The 4341-nt window shown below is 56.4% G+C and carries 6 protein-coding genes; 2 read left to right on the top strand and 4 right to left on the bottom strand.

Translation table 11 applies throughout. The features are described 5' to 3' along the window. The coding region (locus AC1D06_RS42015; protein WP_477991435.1) for a ChrR family anti-sigma-E factor at positions 1-525 on the bottom strand (525 nt) is incomplete at its 3' end. Further along, on the bottom strand, positions 522-1178 hold the full coding sequence (locus AC1D06_RS42010; RefSeq protein WP_477991433.1) for a sigma-70 family RNA polymerase sigma factor: 657 nt from the start codon (positions 1176-1178) through the stop codon (positions 522-524). The genes AC1D06_RS42015 and AC1D06_RS42010, both read right to left, overlap by 4 nt. A gap of 117 nt (positions 1179-1295) precedes the next feature. Between AC1D06_RS42010 and folE the strand changes: the two genes are divergently transcribed. Beyond that, positions 1296-1904: a GTP cyclohydrolase I FolE gene (gene folE / locus AC1D06_RS42005; RefSeq protein ID WP_477877288.1), complete on the top strand. Its 609-nt coding sequence runs from the start codon at positions 1296-1298 to the stop codon at positions 1902-1904. Positions 1905-1915: 11 nt separating this feature from the next. Next, on the top strand, positions 1916-3451 hold the full coding sequence (locus AC1D06_RS42000) for a cryptochrome/photolyase family protein (RefSeq protein ID WP_477877287.1): 1536 nt from the start codon (positions 1916-1918) through the stop codon (positions 3449-3451). 2 nt (positions 3452-3453) lie between these two features. Here the strand turns inward: AC1D06_RS42000 and AC1D06_RS41995 are convergent, their stop codons facing one another. Next, the gene (locus AC1D06_RS41995) at positions 3454-3726 is read right to left on the bottom strand and encodes a hypothetical protein (RefSeq protein WP_477877286.1); all 273 of its coding nucleotides are present in this window, start codon (positions 3724-3726) and stop codon (positions 3454-3456) included. 305 nt (positions 3727-4031) lie between these two features. Beyond that, positions 4032-4341: Rossmann-fold NAD(P)-binding domain-containing protein (locus tag AC1D06_RS41990; RefSeq protein ID WP_477991431.1), on the bottom strand; the 310-nt coding region annotated here is incomplete at its 5' end.

The following is a 4341-nucleotide window of genomic DNA, read 5'->3' as shown; positions in this document are numbered from 1 at the left end:
GAGTTCGACGTCGCCCCGGCGAAATGTCGAGACCTCATCGGTGAAACTCCCATCGAGAATGAGTGTGAATTCGGTCCCTCCATGACTGTGCTCGGGCACCGGCTGACCTGCAGGCACTTTGAGCAGTCTGACTGTCGTTGTCGGATCGTTCGTCGGGATGATCATCTGCGACGGTCCGCGCCCCAAACTCCGCCATCTCAACCCGCCTTGCTCCCGAACGTAAGAAGAGAGCGGGTGTGGCAGCAAAGGATCTCCATGCTCCCGGTCCATACGAAGAGGCACCACGTTTTCCATCTCGCCGGCGTGAATTCGTTGCTTGATTGCCGTCCAGCCATCGTCTGCTCTCAGATCGGCACTCTCCCGGTCGAGCAAGTACCCACCGATACTATCGTAGATTCGCAGCCTGCTGCGGCAGGACCGGCACATTGTCAAATGCGTGGCGACGCCGATGCTCCAGCCCTCGGAAAGGGTGCCAGCTGAATAGCGCATCAAAAATTCATCGTCGAGGTGATGTGTAATCGTCATATCGTGACCCCGAGAGACAGTCGCAGTCTTTCGCATGCCATTCGTATCCTTGATTTGACCGTGCCAAGCGGAATGTTCAATGTCTCCGCAATCGCTGAGTGCGTCATGTCTTCGAAGTACGACATTTCCAGCACTTGTATCTGCTCAGGCTTCAAGTGTTTGATGGCGTTTCTGACTTGCTCGGCTTCCTGAACGCGTTGGTATCCCACGTCGGCCGGCTCGATCGGTTCGGGGGCGAGCATCGGATCCTCATCATCAAAGTCCGGCCGCGGTCCTCGACGTAACGCATCGATCCGCAAATTGCGTGCGATAGTGAAAATCCAGGTCGATGCTTGACCCAGATCCGGTTTGAACTGAGCTGCCTTCATCCAGACGGTTGCCAACGCTTCCTGGGTGAGTTCATCGGCGGCTGCGACGTCCTTCGTCACCTTTAGCATGTAGGAGCGGACCTTGGGACGGAAGTAGCGGTAAAGGCTCTCGAAAGCATCAATATCACGATGTGTGGCGATACGGGCCATCAGTTGATTGATGGTCTCCGGGTCAAGTCCAGGTTGCTCCCCAGTCACGCTGCTGCGTACTCCGTCTGCAACGCGTGCTCGCCCTTTCGGAACACAAGGTTCCGATCGCTTGTCTGAACCGTTCTGGAGCGGCATCGCGCATGTCATGCACCCCTTACGCAAAAGATCGCGGCTGGATCATTGGGCGGCGAATTCTTTGATCCACTCCCGCTTCCGCCACGTACCAGCGCGTTCGAAATGGAGTTGGTCGACATGGATGCCTACGCAGAGAACAAGATCGATCCGAACCACGAGGGCCGACCGTCCCGACGTGAGGCAGAGGAAGCGGTGTGCACGCTACTGCGGTGGGCAGGTGAAGATCCCCAAAGGGAAGGGCTCCGCGACACGCCCGCCCGCATAGCCAAGGCCTATGGTGAACTCTTCGGTGGTTACGAGCAGACGCCGGAAGACATATTGTCGCGCACATTCGAAGAGGTGGCAGGCTATAACGATCTCATCGTTGTCAAGGATATCCCATTTTTCTCCCACTGCGAGCACCACATGGTGCCGTTTTTCGGCAAAGCGCATGTAGCCTATTGGCCTTCAGGTCGCGTGCTTGGCCTCTCAAAAATCGCCCGACTGGTCGATGTCTACGCCAGGAGGCTGCAGACGCAGGAGGCGCTGACGGCCCAGATCACCCGTTCGCTCGACGATGTCGTTCGGCCAGAAGGTGTGGCCGTGATGGTCGAAGCCGAGCACATGTGCATGGTCATGCGTGGAATCCGTAAGCAGGGAGCGAAAACGCTGACACTAAGTTTCACTGGTCTATTCGAGAATGATGCGGCTCAGCAGGCGCGGTTCATGATGCTAGTTCGGAATTGAGGTTCTCCAAATTGTCTCGTGCGGTCCGCTATCTTCTATTCATCCTGGGCGACCAGCTGTCCTTGGGCATATCCAGCCTGGCAGAGGCAGACAAAGATCGTGACGTGGTGATGATGTGCGAAGTAATGGCCGAAGCCAGTTATGTCCGGCATCACAAGCAGAAGATTGCCTTTATTTTCTCGGCGATGCGGCATTTCGCAGAGACACTGCGAAAGTCTGGGTTTCGCGTGCGTTACATCCGCATCGACGATCCGGACAACGCGGGATCTTTTTGCGGGGAACTTGCTCGTGCCGTTGCGGCGCTCGAGCCGGAAGCGGTCAGAGTCACTGAGCCGGGAGAATGGCGCGTTCTTCAGGATATGTCGTCGTGGGATGAAGGAGCGGGCACAGAGGTTGTCATTCTGCCAGACAATCGTTTCCTGTGTTCGCACGCCGAATTCGCGCAATGGGCGCGCGGTCGCAAGACTCTGACGATGGAATACTTCTATCGGGAGATGCGGCGCAAGACCGGGCTACTCATGAACGGCGGTGCGCCAGTCGGCGGACGTTGGAATTTCGACGCAGAAAACCGAAAGCCGGCGACCCCGGATTTGCTGCGGCCGAGACGTGATCGGCTCGAACCGGACGAAACCACACGAGAGGTGATCTCGGTCGTCGAACGACTCTTCCCGAACAATATCGGCACCACTCAATCGTTTCAGTTCGCGGTGACTCAACACGATGCCGAACTTGTCCTTGATACGTTCCTTAATGAGTTCCTTCCGAACTTTGGTGCGACGCAGGATGCTATGCTCAAGGACGATCCATTTCTGAACCACTCTCTGCTGTCGTTCTACATCAACATAGGCTTTCTTGATCCGCTACTCGTCTGTCGTGCGGTGGAGCAGCAATATCTGGAGGGAAGGGCGCCGCTTACCGCGGTGGAAGGTTTCATCCGCCAGATCATTGGCTGGCGCGAGTATGTGCGCGGCATCTACTGGCTGCGGATGCCGACCTACGCTTCCGCCAATTTCTTCGAAAATGCGCGACCTCTGCCTTCGCTCTATTGGACGGGTCAGACCAACATGAATTGCATGGCAACGGTAGTGAACGAAACGATCGCCCACGCATACGCCCATCACATCCAGCGCTTAATGATTACCGGCAATTTCGCACTGCTTGCCGGCATCGATCCAAGAGCCGTGCACGAATGGTATCTCGAAGTCTATGCCGATGCCTACGAGTGGGTCGAACTGCCCAACGTTATTGGCATGAGCCAGTTTGCCGATGGTGGCGTGGTCGGCACGAAGCCGTATGCAGCCAGCGGAAACTATATCAATCGGATGTCGGACTATTGCGACGGCTGCCACTACGATCCTCACAAGCGTACAGGCACGGGCGCATGCCCCTTCAACGCGCTCTATTGGGATTTCCTCATCCGCAATCAGTCCAAACTCAAGGGAAATCATCGTCTTTCGCAGGCCTATGCGACGTGGAACCGAATGGATGAGGTGACCCGAAAAGAATTGCGTCGACAGGCTGCTGAATTCCTGGAAACGTTGTCTTGATCTTAGCTGCAATGAACATAGCAATTGTTGGACATCGTCGGATCGCAGATGACCCGGCCGTCGTGACGGTTGCGATCAAAAGCGACGATTTCATCTTCCACGAACCCCTCAGACAGTAGCATTTCCCAACCCAGCGCAATGTCATTACGGCCTACGTTACCATGTTTCTGCGTGCCTTGTGCCATTGTGCCCCAAGTGATGGCGTCGATGCACGCAGCCGCCTGAGACTGCAAAGTCGCGATAATCGACGTCGTTGGATTACGGTTGTTCGGCACGGGCGCTGCATTCGTGCTCGACAGCGACGAACTGCAGCACTTGCCGGCGCGACTGAGAGAGGAGTTCGAGTGTTGGCTGATCCGCAAGAATGCCCAATGCTGGCGACTGCAGATCACCATCCAGAACAGAAAGCTCGCCAGAGGCGCGCGCCGGCTTTACACCGACCGTCTTGCGCAGTTTAGATACGATCGATTGCTAACGGAGGCGTTGTATACCCGGAGCTACATCGGTAGTCTAAGCGTCCAATCGCCTCGTTTCGGTGCAGTCACGCCGAACCGCAAGCCGACATATTTGCACTTTCGATTCACCAATCTATCCGTGACGCGTCATAGGCGAAGAAACCACCGGAATCCTCCGGCACAAGCCTGTCCAGCGTCTGCAGGAGATATGAGGCCGATTGCTCCGGAGTCATCCGCGCGTGCCCCCTGGCGAAAGGTTCGGAGAGAGCTGTTTCGACACTTCCTGGGTGCAGTGCGACCACGACGGAGTACGGATGCGTCCGGCTCAGTTCAATGGCCGCTGTTCTGACGATTTGGTTCTGCGCGGCCTTAGACGCCCGGTAAGAAATCCAGCCGCCAAGCTTGTTGTCGCCAATCGAACCCACTCTTGCAGAC

Source organism: Rhizobium sp. P2_G2 (genome assembly GCF_056403555.1).
This window is presented reverse-complemented; position numbering and strand designations above follow the sequence as displayed.

Excerpts from the sequence above, each read along its gene's own strand:
- AC1D06_RS42010 (WP_477991433.1), bottom strand. The coding sequence starts at position 1,178 with ATGCCGCTCCAGAACGGTTCAGACAAGCGATCGGAACCTTGTGTTCCG.
- folE (WP_477877288.1), top strand. The coding sequence starts at position 1,296 with ATGGATGCCTACGCAGAGAACAAGATCGATCCGAACCACGAGGGCCGA.